Here is a 15600-nt window from a genome sequence, read left to right on the forward strand (position 1 = left end):
CCGGTCAGACAATGTGGACAGACCTCTTAGCGCGCAAGCCATCCGCCGTCGACTGCCAGCACTTGTCCTGTGACATAGTCGGAGGCCTGAGAGGCGAGAAATACCGCCGCGCCGGCAATGTCTTCTGGGCGTCCCCAGCGGCCTGTGGGAATGCGCTCCAGAATCTGGCGACTGCGTGTTTCGTCAGCTTGTAGCGCGGCAGTGTTGTTGGTGGCGATGTAGCCCGGCGCAATGGCATTGACCTGCACGCCGCGCGGCGCCAGTTCGTTTGCCATTGCCTTGGTCACGCCGCCGACACCGGACTTGGCGGCAGCATAGCTTGGTACGCGGATGCCGCCCTGGAAGGTCAGCAGCGAAGCGATGTTGATGATCTTCCCCGCACCCCGCTCGGCCATGCCCCTGGCAGCGGCCTGACTGAGGAAGAACAGCGTCTTGAGATTGGTGTCGATGACCGCGTCCCAGTCCTCTTCGGAGAACTGGAGCAGGTCGTCGCGGCGGATGATCCCGGCGTTGTTGACGAGAATGTCGATGCGCCCCAGCTCTGCGACGGTCTCATCGACGACGCGCTGGACTGGAGCGATTGTGGAGAGATCGGCCCTGATGTTAACGGCCTTGCGTCCGGTCGCGGCAATTTTCTCCAGCGTTTCGGAAGGTTCCGAGCGCCCCGCGACGGCAACGTCGGCACCGGCCTCGGCAAAGGCGACCGCGATCGCCTGTCCGATACCCGTATTGGCGCCGGTGACGAGCGCCGTCTTGCCGGTCAGATCGAAGGATATGGCCATGTCCTGTCCTCTTGCCCGAATGCTTACTTGAGCTGGCAGATGTCGAGGACGTTCATGTCCGTATAATCGAGGTTCTCGCCACCCATCGCCCAGATGAAGGCGTAGGACTTGGTGCCCGAACCCATGTGGACGGACCACGGCGGCGAGATCACGGCTTCCTCGTTCTCGATGACGATGTGGCGCATCGCTTCGGGCTCGCCCATGTAGTGGAACACGCGGTCGCCGCCCTGCAGATCGAAGTAGAGGTAGATCTCGCTGCGACGGTCGTGGAGATGCGGGGGCATCGTGTTCCACACGCTACCGGTCTCCAGAACGGTCAGCCCAAGCAGAAGCTGCGCGCTTTCGCACACGCCGGGGATGACCAACTGATAGATCGTGCGATGGTTGGAGTTGGCCAGATCGCCGCGCTCCAGCGGGTTCGCCTCGGCCAGCGTGATCTTCTTGATCGGGCACACCTTGTGGGCCGGAAGCGAGGCAATGTAATAGCGCGCTTCGGCGCCTTCGAAGATGACCTCGTTCGTGCCCATCGGCACGTAGAGGCACTCCTTGTTGCCCATTTCGTATCGCGTACCGTCAACGACAATCGCGCCGGGGCCGCCGATGTTGACGATGCCAGCCTCGCGCCGTTCGAGGAAGGGGTGGCCCTTGGCCGAGGCGGGCTCGCTCTGTTCCGGCAGCTTGATCGAGCCGCCAGCCGGAACCGCGCCGCCGATCACGAAACGCTCGTTATGAGAGTAGTTCAGGCAGACTTTGCCGGGCTCGAACATGCTGCCAACCAGATAGCGATCGCGCAGGTCCTCATTGTCGACGCACTGCATCATGTCGGGGTGCGTGGCGTGATAGGTCTTCTCAAACATGGGACTCTCCGAAAATTCGTGTTCTTGTCGCCGGTTATAGCGCGCTCATGGGGAGTGAAAGGCTTAATCCCGCGATATGGAATTAAGGTTCACATTGCGATGCGGGTGAAGCTCGGATGCCGGATCATCGCTGAGCGGATTGCGACCCCAGAGTTGATCGTATCGCCAGCCGGACAGGTCTTCGACCACGCGTCCCGCTTCCGGGCTCGATGGCGCTCGGTGTCCGGCGCGCAGATGCTCGATTTCAGCCATGAGGATGGCGTGCGTCTTGGGCGAAAGGCGAAAGCGTGTGGATACCAGAATGCCGAAAATCAGCATGGCGACGGTGCCGAAGCCCAGCAGCGCAGCAATCGTGACGACGGCATCGTCGGATTGAACCTGCGCCCCTGAAACAAATCCGCCCGCTTCCATGACGATGCCGACGCCGGCGACGGCAGCAGCCTGGGTTGCCTTGCGCACAAAAGTCATGACGCCTGCAAAAGCACCCTCACGGCGACGTCCGGTCACGATCTCGTCGACATCGGCCATGTAATTGTACGTGGCCCATGGGATGTAGTTGAGCGCCCCGCGACCAAGGCCCGCAAGCACGATGGGTGCCCAGATGATCGGGCCGCTCGCAGAAATGCCCATGGCCCAGAGGAATACCAGCATCAGCGCGCCCGCCGCGAACGACGCCGCCGCGATCTGGTAGGCCATGGAGGGGGATGCCCGCAGCGCCATGTTGATCGCCACGATTACCGCAACGAACTGGACGATGTACATCGTGCCCAGAAGGCCCGAGGCCACAGCGGTCGATCCTGCCAGCGCGAAGATCACGAAGAAGGTGAAGGCGGCGTTGAAGATATCCTGGCTGATATAGCCGCCGAGATACATGCCCAGATGCAGCCGGAACGCCCGGATGCGCATCGTCGAGAACAGATTGCGATACAGGGCCTTGATCGCGTCGAGGGGACTGGCAGCCTGTGACTTGTGTGCCTGGGCCGGATCAGCGGCGGCAGGGATATGCCGCTCCCAACTGACCGCCCACAGACAGGCGGCGGTCGCCATGAACAGCACGGCGAAGATGCAGCCCATGTAAAAGAACGTCGCGGCGCTGTCGCGGCCCAGCGCGGTGATGAGCCAGAGCGGAAGAAAGCCGGCAAGGATCGCGGCGGCCTGGCCGAACAGGATACGCGATCCGGCGAACTTGGCTTTCGTGCGGTAATCGCTCGACATTTCTGCCGCGAGTGTCTCGAACGGGATGATCTCCATTGCGTAGACCAGTTCGAACAGCACGTAGCTGACCAGATAGTACCAGAAATGCATGCCCGGCAGCCACATCAGGGCAAAGCTGGGCAACAGGGGAATGGCAGCGAGGATGAAGAACCGGCGGCGTCCAAATCGACGCCCGAGTGCGGTCGCGCCGAAGTGATCGGAGATATAGCCGATCATCGGCGACGCGAAAGCATCGAGCACGCGGGCGACGGCGAAAATCAATCCGGCTTCAGCAGCGGAAAGTCCGCAGAACTGGGTGTAGAAGATCAGGACCCAGCCGGAAATCACTGCCATCGAGCCCGCGCCCAGCACGTCGTTCGAGCCGTAGCCGAGATACGTTGTCAGGCGCACCTGTCGCGTGGGTCTGCCGTCTTGTTCGGGCATCGCGGGCATCCTCTACCATGGTTTGCCGGTTGTCCGGCTCTGGCGGCGCGGTCTCTTGGGGGACCGCTGTCGCCTTTTCTTGTCGGAGTTAATGTGCCGCACCGGAGCGCGACGTTTCAAGTCAAATATAGCTGCGCAGGAATTCGCCGAGCGCGCAGATCGCCAGACTCTGGCCATAGGGCATCGAGGTGAGGGCTATGTCCTTGTAGAACTGCATCGTGTCACCCATCGCGGTGCCGAAGCTCACCTGCTGAAGTTCGCCGGTCTCGTCGATATTGGCGAGCACGCCCTTTACCGCCGCGATGCCCACGGCCTCGTAATGGCGGGGCAGATAGCCCTTGCGCACGGCCTTCAGGATTCCATACGCGAACCCGGCGGTGGCCGAAGCTTCCAGATAGCTCGTCGGATCGACGATGAGCGTGTGCCACAGGCCGGTCTCTGCATCCTGCGTCTCTGCCAGCGTCTTTACCTGCGCGGTGAGTGTGTCGATCAGGAAGGTGCGGAAGGCATCCCCTTCGGGCAGGTTCAGGATCTCGATGATCTCGGGAATGGCGATCGTCACCCAGCAGTTTCCGCGCGCCCAAAGCGCTTCGGCGAAGTTGTGGCGATCGGTGAAGTCCCAGCCGTGGAACCACAGCCCGGTCTTACGATCGAACAGGTATTTGATGTGAACGAGGAACTGGCGCTTGGCTTCCTCGACATACTGCGGGCGGTTCAGCAACAGGCCGATCTTGGCGAGCGGCAGCACCGACATCATCAGGGTGTCGTCCCACATCTCGCCCGGATTTTCGTCATTATAGACGATGTGCTGGAAGCCGCCTTCCTCGGTCTTGGGCAATCCATCGGGCGCCATCAGCCATTCGGCCCATGTATCCAGATAAGGGATGTAGCGCGGGTCCGGCTCGTACTCGTAGAGATAGGCGAGTGTGATGAACGGGGCCATCGTGTTGATGTTCTTGGTCGGCGTGCCTTCGGCGAAGCGATCCTCGAACCATTGCTTGATGATGCTCAATGCCTTGTCATCGCCGGTCTGCTCGAAATAGCGCCACATGCCGAAGAGGCCGACGCCGTGGGTCCATTCCCATCCGGCCCAGCCCTTGGTGTCGATCACGCGACCGTCTTCGAGGTGCAGGAGGAATTCGCCGGTCTCGTCCTTGATGTTGACGAGGTTGTCCATCAGCAGGTCGATGGAGCGGACGATGTCCTCGCGCGGAATGTCGTGCGTAAGGGCGGCCAAGTGGGGTCTCCTGAAAGTCCCGGCGGCATGCGTCTCGCGCGGGAGGGAAATGGGATTGAGAATGTTCATTTGAGCTGTTCCGGTGTCCGGGGAGCATCGACCATGTGGACCGGCAACCCGCCGCGCGAATTGCGCAGCGTGACGAGGCGAACTGCCTCCAGTGCGTCGCCAGAGGCACCATCGGATGTCACAGCCAGAGCCAGCGTGTTGGTGCCGTGGTGGTTGAGGATACCTTCCGGCACCGGGAATGTTCGTTGGGGCCGACATGGGCGATGAATTGCCCCATGTTCCAGCCGTTGACGAACACCAGCACGCGGTAGCGGCCGGGAGAGCGGGGCGTCTCGCTGTCGCCGATTGATACGCCGATCGTGGCGTCCTGCCCTTGGGAACTGCAAGATCGAAGCGGGTGCGATACCAGGTGGTGCCGGGCTTTACCGTGGCCGCAGGAAGGCTGGCGCTTTGCCACTTCGTGTCGTCGAAGTCAGGCAGATGCCAGCCGATGCGTTCGCCATAGAGGCCACCGTTGTTGGCAGGGCCACGCGTAGGATCGGGAAGATCCTCGCCGCCGCGGGCACCTTGAATCTTCCATGTGATAGGAACCGCGAAGCTGCGCCCGCCGGGGCTGGCGAGCGAGGCCGAGATCAGCCCGCGCGCTTCCTTGTGGAAGTCATCGGAATCGAGATCCCAGTTGTGTCCGTCGCTGCGTGTCATGACCGAGATGACGTGCGTTCCGGGCGTGCGGGCACTGTCCGGCAGTGTAAATGTCTTCATGCCGGTCGTGATCGGGCGGGGCAGGCCGCCGGGCGTTTCCGACTCTCCGATGAACTGGCCGTCGATCCACACCTGCAGGAGACCGGCGCCGCCCAGCCCGTAGGCCAGTGTCAGGTCGCGAGCCGCGTCGGCGCCTTCGTAGCGGCCGCGATACCACACGTCGCCATCGTGGAAGCCATAGGCGTCCATGGCCATGTCCGGCTGGCCATCGGGGCGTGCGGTAGTGCTGGCGCCGCGTTTGCTGCCGACCGGTTGCCATGAACTGTCGTCGAAACCGGGCGCGGCTTCGGGTGAACCTTGAGCCATGCGCCAACGGTCGAGGCTGGGTAGCGTGATCGGAGCGGGGCCGAGCAAAGGCCGGTTCGACGCGAGGCTGCCCGATGCAGTTGGTTTCACCGGAACGGCTTCGCCATCCCAGCGGACTGAACGTATGGTGCCGGGAGCCCAGACTTCCAAAGGCGTGCTGTCACTGGTGTCGCCGGTCAAAGCGAGAACCGGCCCCTTGATCGCTGCGCTGCGCACGACTTCAGGTCCACGAACCAATAGCGCACCGGCACTGGTCGCAATGCGCGTGTAAAGTTGCGCTTCCGCCTCATCGGTGAGCAGCAGCGTGAGGGCAGGGCGTCCGCCGCCGGACATGCGCACTACGGTCCGGCCCTGATGCGTGTAAGTGAGTTTCAGGTCGCCCGTGGCTGCGTTGAAGGTGCTCTGTGCCTTGCCTTCGACTATGTCGACCTTGGGCGGCGATGCATAGCGCAGCACGGTCTCGCCGGGTTCCCCTTTGCGACCATAAAGGAGCAGAAGGTCAGCACTTCCGGTTTTGGAGGCTGATTGCAGTTCCGAGGTCGAATAGACCAGGCGCTGTCCGCCGAGATTGACGCCCGCGATCAGCCATTTGGCATCGAAGCCATTGAGTTGCAGCGGAAGAGTGTAGTGTCCGTCCGGAAGATCGGCGGTGACAGTGAAGCGGTCGTTGCCGTCGCCGTTCGATGGCTTGTGCGTGACCATCAGGAACCGCGCGTCGGTTTCCGTGCTCCTGTTGTGGTAGACCTGAACCGACGGCGAGGAAATCTCGACTGGTCCTGCCGGGACCATGCCTGCAAGGTCCGGCACCGAGGCGATAAACTCGCCCAGCTGCTTCATCTCCAGCGCCTTGGGCCGGATGTTGCGCGGCTCGGAAATGGCGGCGCCGTAGTCGTAGCTGGTGAACACCACGGGAGCAGGCAACCAGCCCCAGCTGGTGCCGCCGTAGGTCATATAAAAGCTCTGGATGTCGATGCCGTTGGCAAGGTTGGTGCCGTAGAACACCCGCTGGTAGCGATTGCCGCGCTGGATCGCGTTGCATTCGTAGTTGCCGTTCGAGCCCCAGTAATCGAACCAGCCGCCGCCGAATTCCGCCAGAAAGCCAGGCGTTCTGGGAGATGCGGAGGCGCCGCCCTTTGCTCCGCCGGGACCGTAGAAGCCCCAGTCGGGAGCAGCGGACCCGCGCGTCGGCTTGCCGGCCACGGTGCAGGTGCCGCCGGGGTAGCCGTCGAAGGCATAGAGGTTGTTCGGTCCCTCTACGGTTTTCTCGACGCCGGAACTTTTCGGGACCCAGTAGCCGTTGCGGCCCTGGTCGTTGTGGAAGATCGGCACGGTGATGCCGTCCGCACGAGCCTTGGCGTAGAGGTGGTCCATGTAGCGACGCTGCGCAGGTGTGGTCAGAGCCAGTTCGTTCTCGATCTGGTGGAGGATCACTGTCCCCACGTGACCATGCCCGTCGCCATTGATCTGGTGCCGGGCGATGATCGCATTGACGTGATCCAGCCACTCGTCGGCGGCGGCCATGTATTCAGGATCGTCGGTGCGGGCGCGGGCCTTCTGGTTGACCAGCCAGCCGGGAAAGCCACCGCGCGAAAGCTCGGCGTTCACGTAAGGCCCGGCGCGGGTGATGACGTAGAGGCCTTCCTCCTGCGCCATGTCGAGCAGCCGGTCGAGATCGCGGATACCGCTGAAATCGTACACGCCCTGCTTGGACGAGTGATAGCCCCAATCGAAATAAAGCGCGACGGTGTTGAAGCCGCTCGCCTTCATCTTCTGCAGCACATCGCGCCACAAGTCGGGGCTGGGCAGGCGGAAGGGATGGAACTCGCCCGACCAGATGACCTGCCGCTTGCCGTCGATCATCAGCGAGCGGGCATCGTAGGACACGCGCCCGAATTTCTGCACGGGCGCCGAAAGATCGGGCAACGCGCGCGCCTCTTGCGCCATCGCGACCGGGGCACTGACAACCGGCGCGATCAAGGCGCTGGACAGCATCAAGAGGGAGGAGAAGGCGCGCGGCATCATGGGGTCAATCCATGTGGAACATGAGCGGCAGGGCGCGTTCTTGTGGCCGGTTGTCGGGCTCGACCTCCATCAGCGGCGCCATGTATTCCCACCAGCGCTGCATCACAGGATGATCGGGCAAGGTCTCGCGACTGTTGTTCTCTTCGAGGCGGAGGACGGCAAACAGTGCGAGCGTCTCTTCGTCGAGGAAGATCGAGTAATTGCGGATGCCGGCCTGATGCAGCAGTTCGGCAAGCTCGGGCCAGATTTCATCGTGGCGACGGCGGTACTCATCGAGGTTGCCGGGCTTCAGCCGCATTCTGAAAGCGTGGAGCTGCACGATCCCTGTCCTCTTCCCTGATCGATTTATGGTTTCATTATTTGGTTGTATGTTCCGCATGATGGTAATCATCATTTGGGCATGCGTCAATCGCCGGGTCAGTTGCCTTTCGGCTTTTCCGTGGCGTGGCCGAGGCTTTCGAGCGTTTTCAGCGTTTCGGGTGGCGGAGGATGGGCCGGATCGAACGGCGGCGCGGTGATGTGCGCGGCGAGGGCGGGAATCGACTCGCGGATACGTTCGGCGACGGCACTGGCCAGCAGCAGCGCGCCGTAGTTGTCGTTGTGGGTCCTGTCCGCACCATCCATGGCAAAGGCGCGGGGCGAAACGTCGGGTCCCAGGGCCTCATAGATCGCGCGGCTGTCGGCGTTTAGGTCGATCAGCGGCACATGCTCCTGCGCCGCCACCTGCCGGACCGCTTCGGCATAAGTGCCGAGCGTATCGGTGATGTGCCCGGCGGCATCGAAGTTGCGGCGCTCCGGCGATGTCACCAGCACCGGATTTGCACCGCGCGCGCGGGCTTCGGCGATGTAGGCGCGCAGATAGGCGGGGTAGGTCGTCTTGGGATCGAGATAGGTCAGCGGCCAGTTCTGCTTCTGGTCATTGTGACCGAACTGGATGAACAGCCAGTCGCCCGGCTGGATGCGCGACAGCACTTTGGCCAGTCGCAACTGGGCGAGCAGCGACTTCATCGTGCCGCCGGACTTGGCGTGGTTCGACACCGCCACGCCATCGTCGAACAGCGCGGGGAGAGCCTGGCCCCAACTGGCATAGGGCTCGGCGTACTGGTCCGCGACCGTCGAATCGCCAACGAGGTAGATCACCGGCGTGCGCGCGGGCTCGATGCGAATCGAGTACACGGCGGGCGCGCCGAGAAATTCGAGGCTGAGCCGGTCGTCCCAGTCACGGCTGGCGATGTCGTCGGCATCCAGCAGGACGTGATCGGCAAGGCTCGGCGCGCCGTGCGGATCGGTGGGGAGATCGGGGCGCCGCACATCGACGAGGAAACTGCGCGTCACGCTCTGCCCGGCACGGGTGGCTACGTCGCGCAGCATCAGGCGGCGGCTTTCCGCCTTGACGGTGGTGTGCGCCGCGCGCCGGGAATCGCCGAGCGTCACCGTGACGCGATAGAGCCCCTCGGGCACGGCGACGGACCAGACGAAGCCTTGCGCGGAATCGATCGCCTCGATCCCGCTTCCGCCCGGCGTGTAGGCTGCCAGCCGCGCCGGATCGCCGATCGGATAGGTCCGTGCCGCAGGCGCCGCGACCGATGCAGCAGCGGCCTTTGCTTGCGCCATGGGAACTCCAGTCAGGGCGATGCCGACAAGACCGGCGAACAGGGGGACGAGGAGCGCCGCGCGCATCGGCAGGAAGGGCATGTCCGCAGGTCTCTCCGCATTCGGGGCATCGTCGGGCTGGTTGTCGTCGGGCCGAGCATCGTCGAGCTGAGGCAGGGCAACGGACGGGTTGACAGCGGAACCGGGATGCGATCTTATTATGTGCAACAGGGTTCCACAAAATGGAACTTGAAGCAAGTCCGATTCCTGTTCTTGGCGGGCAGAGAATCGGAAGAATGCAGCATCGGGAGAGGGTGTCCGGTTCGTGTGTGGGCCGGGCATCTGGCGGGGTGGTAATCCCGGACCAGACCTCGCCACGTTCCCGATCCTGCAAGGGGCTCCGGTGCGACCTTCCCAAGTCGGAGCCCCGGCCGGATGCTGGACCTCTTTGGCGCTTCGGGGCGCGAAAGGGTCCGGCATCTACGGCTTCCCGCCCCTTCCGCGCTGCGCGCTTCATCTTCGTAAGATGACACTCTGGTTGACACAGTTGACACGGTTCAGGGATGAAATGTCACCTTGCCCCTGACTGGCGGATTTCCGCGCCCAAAGCGTCACCTTGCGGGGCACGGAGCAGCACTGCCAAAGTGACATGTGTCACCTTGACGCAAGCAGATCGATTACCGTTTCGAGAGCACGGCAGGGGGCGGCGAAGATAGGGGCGCATTCCCGAAGGATACCCCGAACGTTACCCTGTAGGAAAACGCGGGGGGCGCCGGACCTTCCCGCCCGATGTTCAGGCCCCCCAGTGCTCAAGTCAAAGCCAGCAGCCTTGCCCCTTCGGCAGCATTCACCCGCACGACCGAGCCATGGCGCGCGCCCGGCGGCATCTGCAGCAGGGGCGAGGCATCGCGCCAGTGGACCATATCGCGGGTGACGGCCGCGCCCCAGCGCCCGTCGCGATAGACGTCGTACCAGCACAGCAGTTCGTCGCCCACGCGAAGCGTCATCGGCCCTTCCACCCAGCTGTCGGTAAACGGTTCGCCCAGTTTGCCGAACGGGCCGAGCGGGCCTTTGGCAAGTGCGGCACGCAGCCACTTGCGGGGCGGCTTGACCGTCTCGTCTTTGACCACCAGCCACAGCGAGCCGTCCGGTGCATGGGCAAAGGTGCCGTCGATCACGCTGAAGCCGGGATCGTAGAGCACCTGCGCGGGCGTGAACGTCTGGAAATCGCGCGTGGTGGTGGACCACAGGCGGTGGTTGTAGCCGCCTTCCGATGTGCCCGCCGTTTCGAGGAAACGCCCTTCGACCGTGCTCGACCAGAACAGCACCCAGCGCCGGTTCGCGGCATCGTAAATCGCCTCGGGCGCCCAGCAGTTGCGGGTGCCCTCGATGCCCGCCATCACCGGCAGCGCCTGCTGGTCGGTCCAGGTCACGAGATCGCGGCTGACCGCATGGCCGATGGTCTGGCCGTCCCATGCCGTGGTCCACACGCAGTGCCAGAGCGGCTCGGTTTCCGTCCCGCGAAACAGGAACGGATCGCGCAGCAGTTTTTTCTCGCCCACTTGCGGGACCAGCACCGGGCGTCCTTCGAGCAGCGAGCGGAAAGTGTAACCATCCTCGCTGATCGCCAGCTTCATGCCGTCGGCCTCTCCCTTGCCGGTACTGAAATAGGCGAAGACGATCGGGCCGCTGCGAGACGACTGTGCTGCGAATGCGTGCGTGCCGGTGAGTGAAAGGCCGATCCCGAGACCCAGCCCCGCGCAAGCCGTGCGACGGTCAAGCCGGATCATCGATGGCCCGCCGGGGGTATGAGATCGACATGGGCCGGGGCATTGCGATCGACACTGAGCACGCCATCACTCTCCTTCAGTTCCGCGATCTGCAGGGCCGTGTGCCGTCCGTAATCGGGCTGTGTCTTCGTCCGGTTCTCGCCGCTCTGATGGACGAAATAGACGATCCACGCGCGTTCGCCAGAGACAATCACGTCCGGGTGCTGTCCCTTGGCGCGGTCGGTGGGCGCAGTTCCGGCATCGGCGAGGATATAGCCGGGCTGGGTGCTCCAGTGCTCGCCGTCGGTGGAGGACATGACAAGCAAGCCTTTCCACGCATCGGAGACCAGCCACCAGCGGTTCTTCCAGAAGAACGCCTTGGGGCCTTCGCCGGGCGTTTGCGTCAGGCGATCCTTCACGGTCCAGTGAACCAGATCGGGGCTGTCGGCAGTGCGGATCGCCTTGCCCATGCGCTCGTCGTTGAAGAACAGGCGATAGCCGCCGCCGGGCAGGGCAACGACGCTGGGATCGATCACCCGGTCGGCGCCAAGGTCCAGCCGCTCGCCACAGGTCCAGTGCGCCAGATCGCGGCTGGTCAGGTGGACGATGAAGCGCGGTGCTTTCCAGTCGCGGAACACGCCGGGCACCACCGTTACCCACATGTGATAGAGGCCGCCGAAGCGCTCCACATCGGGCGCCCACAGCGTCTCACCGGTGCAGCTTGCAGGGATGGCGGCGGTCCCGCCATAGCGCCAGTGGACACCATCCTTGGAGCGCGCGGTGCCGATGGCGGTACCATGAACCCAGCGCACGTCGTCCTTGTCGTCCATCGGCAGGTCGGCGCGGCGGTTTGTGTAAAACATCACCCACTCGCGCTTGGCCGCGTCGTAGATCGTCGAGGGATCGGCGGCGCCATCGTGGACCGGATCGCGGAACAGCGGCTTGGACGCCACATCGTCCGTCCGCAGCGGGGCGATGCGGAAGTTGCGGATCTTGAGGTGGCTCTTGGTGGTGCGCAGCGCGAACCAGCCCGCGCGATAGGGATCGGCATCGTCGAGCGCGAACAGCGGCTTGCCGTCGTATTCGACAGTGATGTGCCCACCCTCGGCCGTCAGTCGCACATGGGTCCAGCGGTTGGGCTGGAGCCGCGAGGCGGGATCGGCGCGGTCGTTGCCGGGCAGCAGCGGGCGGTCGCCCGGCTTGCCGACATAGCGGCGCAGGCGCGTGGTGGTGTTGCGGTTGCCGCCGATGCCGACGTAGTAGGTCTTGAGCGTATCGTAATCCGCAAAGGCGCCGCTGCGTCGACGGGTGAGGGGGAGCCGTTCGGCACCGCGGGATCGCTCGCCATCCAGAACGCGTTGACGTCGCTGACGGCATCGTTCGGACCGCCTGCGGAAACCGCCATCACGTCGTAATCGATGGCGACCGGCCCGCTCAGCTTGCGCTTCCACCACACCGAGATGCCTTGCGGGGTGTCGATATCCATCACGCCGCCGGACACCGTGACATGGCCTTTCGCGCCCGCCTCGGATTCGACGCTCCACCCGGCAAGCCCGTGGCGGAAATCGTCTGTTGACGCAGGAGATGCCGCGCCGGTCAGGACGAAGGCGGCGAGCAGCGCGGCAGCGGCCTGTTTCATGTCAGCAGGTCTCCGATCAGCGTCAGGTTCACGCCTGCCGCGATGCCCCATTGTGCGGCATCGTTGGTGGAGACTTCCGAGATCTCGTCGATGGGCTTAAGCACAGCGGCGCCATCGACCTTGTGGCTGCCGCGCGACTGGTCTCGGCCCGCACGGTCGCCCGCGCCGAAGAACTCGCTCCAGGCGCGCTTCGCCAGCGCCGGATCGTTGCGCTGCACGGCGGCATAGGCGGTGAAGCGCGAGTGCGCCTGATTGAGCGCGCGGCCCTTGCCGGCAGAGCCGGTGGCGGCGCGGAACTCGGCCTCGGGCGCGTTATAGAGCGCGCAATAGTCGAGCCAGGCCTTACGGTATTCGGGCTCGTCGACCAGTTCGAGCAGTTCCGCCGTCGTCTCGAACACGCCGAACACGCCGTTGAGATGGCTCATGCTGACCTCGGTGCCGGGGCCGAGGAAGCGCCCGGTGGCAAGGTCATAGTTGGCGCCGCCTGCGAACCAGCCCTTGGGCAGGCCCGCGATCGAGCGCATGCCGGTGGTGATCCGGTCACGCCAGCGCTTGTCGCCGGTGCGCTCCCACTCGGCCAGCCAGGCCGCGATCAGCGAGCCCCAACTGGTGCCGAACTGGAGGAACACCTGTCCCTTGGGCAAGGGCTCGGTATTGACGACCGCGCCGGTGCCGCCGGGCGGGTTGTTGTCGCCCTCGCGGTGCATCACCTTGCGGCCGATATCGACATGCTGGAGCGTGTAGTCGCCATCGAGGCACTCGCGCATCAGGTCGCCGCAGCGCTCGTCGGTGGTGAGAAAGTAGTAGAACCGGCGATAGGCCGCGTTCGAGATGCGCGGTTGCTTGGAGCTGTCGCCCCAGTGCTGCACGCCGTGGCGGGTGCCGAGGCCCTTGAAGCGGCCCATGTGGTATACGTCGACCTCGCCGGTGTGGCGCGTCATCGCCTCGGCCATGCGGAACACGTCGGCCCGGCCCGAGCGCAGGAAGGCGAACCACAGCCACAGGTCGCTCGACAGCTCGCTGTTGTCCCATGCGAAGCCGCCGATATCGTAGCGCCAGACGTGGCGGTCGTTATCGTAGGTGTGCATGATATCGCCGTAGTTCCAGAAGCCGTACCAGCGCCGCTGGTCGATCTGGCCGAGGTAGAAATCGACCTCGCGCTTCGCCCGCGTCTCGATCTGGGCGTGGCGACCGGCGCCATCCGTGATCGGGCTCCACGGCCCGAAGATCCGCGCCGAATGGACGCGTGCGACATTGGCGATCAGGCGCGGCGGCTTGGCGAGGGTGTCGGCCATCTGCGCCAGCCGTTCGCGCGGGGCGTTGCGGGCAGTGCCCAGAGGCGGAACTCCATGGTGCGCGCGATGCCCATCGCATCGCCCCAGCCGGGCTCGTAGTCCTCGTACGTCACATCGAGGCCGAGGTTCTGCTTCTCGTAGGTCTCCATGCCCATGACGTCGTGATAGAAGCGCAGGTCCATCGCCGGGGCATCGGGCGCGTGATACCACACCGCAAAGCGCGCGGTGTCGCTGGCGGCATCGGTAATGTCGAGGCCGACCGGGCAGCGCTGCCAGAAGTCGTGCATTCCGAACGCCACGCCGCCCGACGCGCCACCGATATAGCCAAGCCCCGGCGCCCGTCCGGCGCTGTCGACGTCGATCCAGCCGCAGCCCGGTTTGGTGCGCTTGATGATCGAGAACCCGTCGGCATTGGGCTGGCGCAGGCGGAAGTCGCCCCAGGTCGGAATATATTGTAGCTTCTCGCGCACCGTCGCCGCCATCTGGTCGAGCGGCGGCACCTTCTCGCCCGCGACCTGCGCCGTGCGGAAGGCCTTGCCGGGATCGCGGCGCAGTCCGGTGAGCGGCATGACAGCCTCGCCCAGCAGGCCGCCATCTTCGCCCGCGATCCGCACATGGCGGTCATAGGGCGCATCGTGCATCGGCACCGCGCCTTCGAGGCCGAGGCCGCGGATGAAGCGCTTGGCGGGATCGCCGTCGAACACCATCGAATGGACGATGCGCACCGAAGCCGAGCCTGCGTGGAAATAGAGCCGCGCGGTGAACGGCAGCCATTCGCCTTCGCTGCCCGCGTGCTTGCCGCTGACCCGGACGACCGCGCGCAAGGGGCCGCTCTGTTCGACCTCTGCCTTGTCGATGGCGCTCGTCCAGCGTGAAACCACCGGTGCGCCGTTTCCTTCATCGTCGGCCCGATCCTGCGCCGAGGCGACCAGCCGCACCGTCTGGAGCACCTCGCGCCCGCCCGCGCTGGCTGAACGGATCAGCGCTTCGCCCGAGCGGCCGATGGTCCACACGGTATCGCCAACCGTCACGATCACGGCATCGCTGCTCTCGCGCACGGAGAGGCCGGCGGCAAGCTTGCCCTTGCCGGGAACGACAGTCAGGCCTTTCGAAAGGCCGCCGTTTGCGGCGATGGCATGGCCGGTCCACTTGATCGAGCCATCGGGCCAATAGGCGAGCGGCCAGGTCTGCACCGCTTCGGCAGTGCCGCCAGCGCCTTGCAGGACATAGCCGCTCTTGGATAGCCGCGTGCCGCGCGGCCAGGGCTGGCCCCAGCTCATGCCCTCATGCGCAGGCGGTGGCGTGCCGTCGATCCATACCGTGTCGTCACCGGGGGCGATCTGCGAGCCGAGCGGTTCGGTCGTGGGAAGAGGGGCAGGAGCCGGGATCGCTGCGCCTGCACCCTCGGCAAACAGCGCCATGCTGCCGGCTACAGCCGAAGATGCCAGAATCTGGCGGCGGCTCAGAACGAGCTTGTCCATTGTCTCTCCCATGAAGTGCGGCGCCAGGGATTCGGTCATGTGGTGCCTTATGTGGGACGATATTTCATCATGTGGATTGCATCGTCAACGGGCTGCATGCAGGTATTTGCAGTCGCAACGATTGCAGGCGGAATGCGCGGCAAGCTGCGACACGGATAAATCTCAATCAATGCTATAGAATATAAGGCGTTGGATAGTTTTAGTTTGGAT

Annotated in this window: 10 protein-coding genes and 2 pseudogenes; all 12 read right to left on the bottom strand. The window is 64.3% G+C overall.

Annotated elements, in window-relative coordinates; translation table 11 throughout:
- Positions 1-26: 26 nt before the first annotated feature.
- Positions 27-782: a 2-dehydro-3-deoxy-D-gluconate 5-dehydrogenase KduD gene (gene kduD, locus CI805_RS08880; protein ID WP_260922140.1), complete on the bottom strand. Its 756-nt coding sequence runs from the start codon at positions 780-782 to the stop codon at positions 27-29.
- Positions 783-805: 23 nt separating this feature from the next.
- Positions 806-1639 (bottom strand): 5-dehydro-4-deoxy-D-glucuronate isomerase, encoded by an 834-nt coding sequence (gene kduI / locus CI805_RS08885; RefSeq protein ID WP_260922141.1) that lies wholly within the window; start codon positions 1637-1639, stop codon positions 806-808.
- A 63-nt stretch (positions 1640-1702) separates the two neighbouring features.
- Positions 1703-3277, bottom strand: coding sequence for an MFS transporter (locus CI805_RS08890; protein WP_260922143.1), 1575 nt, complete (start codon positions 3275-3277; stop codon positions 1703-1705).
- Positions 3278-3398: 121 nt separating this feature from the next.
- Positions 3399-4514 (bottom strand): glycoside hydrolase family 105 protein, encoded by a 1116-nt coding sequence (locus CI805_RS08895; RefSeq protein ID WP_313958546.1) that lies wholly within the window; start codon positions 4512-4514, stop codon positions 3399-3401.
- A gap of 65 nt (positions 4515-4579) precedes the next feature.
- Positions 4580-7613 (bottom strand): annotated as a pseudogene (locus CI805_RS08905) (glycoside hydrolase family 35 protein).
- A 4-nt stretch (positions 7614-7617) separates the two neighbouring features.
- On the bottom strand, positions 7618-8007 hold the full coding sequence (gene rhaM, locus CI805_RS08910) for an L-rhamnose mutarotase (RefSeq protein WP_409934882.1): 390 nt from the start codon (positions 8005-8007) through the stop codon (positions 7618-7620).
- A gap of 23 nt (positions 8008-8030) precedes the next feature.
- Complete coding sequence (locus CI805_RS08915) at positions 8031-9227, bottom strand: rhamnogalacturonan acetylesterase (RefSeq protein ID WP_409934949.1); 1197 nt, start codon at positions 9225-9227, stop codon at positions 8031-8033.
- A gap of 788 nt (positions 9228-10015) precedes the next feature.
- Positions 10016-10996 (bottom strand): glycoside hydrolase family 43 protein, encoded by a 981-nt coding sequence (locus CI805_RS08920; protein WP_260922147.1) that lies wholly within the window; start codon positions 10994-10996, stop codon positions 10016-10018.
- The gene (locus tag CI805_RS08925; RefSeq protein ID WP_313958480.1) at positions 10993-12429 is read right to left on the bottom strand and encodes a DUF6250 domain-containing protein; all 1437 of its coding nucleotides are present in this window, start codon (positions 12427-12429) and stop codon (positions 10993-10995) included. Before CI805_RS08925 ends, CI805_RS08920 begins: the two co-directional genes overlap by 4 nt.
- A pseudogene (locus tag CI805_RS20865) lies at positions 12351-12665 on the bottom strand (DUF6250 domain-containing protein); the annotation flags it as partial. The gene CI805_RS08925 and the pseudogene CI805_RS20865, both read right to left, overlap by 79 nt.
- Positions 12611-13909 (bottom strand): hypothetical protein, encoded by a 1299-nt coding sequence (locus tag CI805_RS20870; protein WP_313958481.1) that lies wholly within the window; start codon positions 13907-13909, stop codon positions 12611-12613. The gene CI805_RS20870 and the pseudogene CI805_RS20865, both read right to left, overlap by 55 nt.
- On the bottom strand, positions 13876-15429 hold the full coding sequence (locus CI805_RS20875; RefSeq protein ID WP_313958482.1) for a hypothetical protein: 1554 nt from the start codon (positions 15427-15429) through the stop codon (positions 13876-13878). The genes CI805_RS20870 and CI805_RS20875 overlap by 34 nt, the downstream gene beginning before the upstream one ends.
- Positions 15430-15600 lie beyond the last annotated feature (171 nt).

Origin of the sequence: Novosphingobium sp. 9 (genome assembly GCF_025340265.1) — a bacterium.
Classification (GTDB): Bacteria; Pseudomonadota; Alphaproteobacteria; order Sphingomonadales; family Sphingomonadaceae; genus Novosphingobium.

Coding starts and splice junctions, on each gene's coding strand:
- kduD (WP_260922140.1), bottom strand. CDS start 782: ATGGCCATATCCTTCGATCTGACCGGCAAGACGGCGCTCGTCACCGGC.
- CI805_RS08915 (WP_409934949.1), bottom strand. CDS start 9,227: ATGGCGCAAGCAAAGGCCGCTGCTGCATCGGTCGCGGCGCCTGCGGCA.
- CI805_RS08890 (WP_260922143.1), bottom strand. CDS start 3,277: ATGCCCGAACAAGACGGCAGACCCACGCGACAGGTGCGCCTGACAACG.
- CI805_RS20875 (WP_313958482.1), bottom strand. CDS start 15,429: ATGACCGAATCCCTGGCGCCGCACTTCATGGGAGAGACAATGGACAAG.
- rhaM (WP_409934882.1), bottom strand. CDS start 8,007: ATGATGATTACCATCATGCGGAACATACAACCAAATAATGAAACCATA.
- kduI (WP_260922141.1), bottom strand. CDS start 1,639: ATGTTTGAGAAGACCTATCACGCCACGCACCCCGACATGATGCAGTGC.
- CI805_RS08920 (WP_260922147.1), bottom strand. CDS start 10,996: ATGATCCGGCTTGACCGTCGCACGGCTTGCGCGGGGCTGGGTCTCGGG.
- CI805_RS20870 (WP_313958481.1), bottom strand. CDS start 13,909: ATGGCCGACACCCTCGCCAAGCCGCCGCGCCTGATCGCCAATGTCGCA.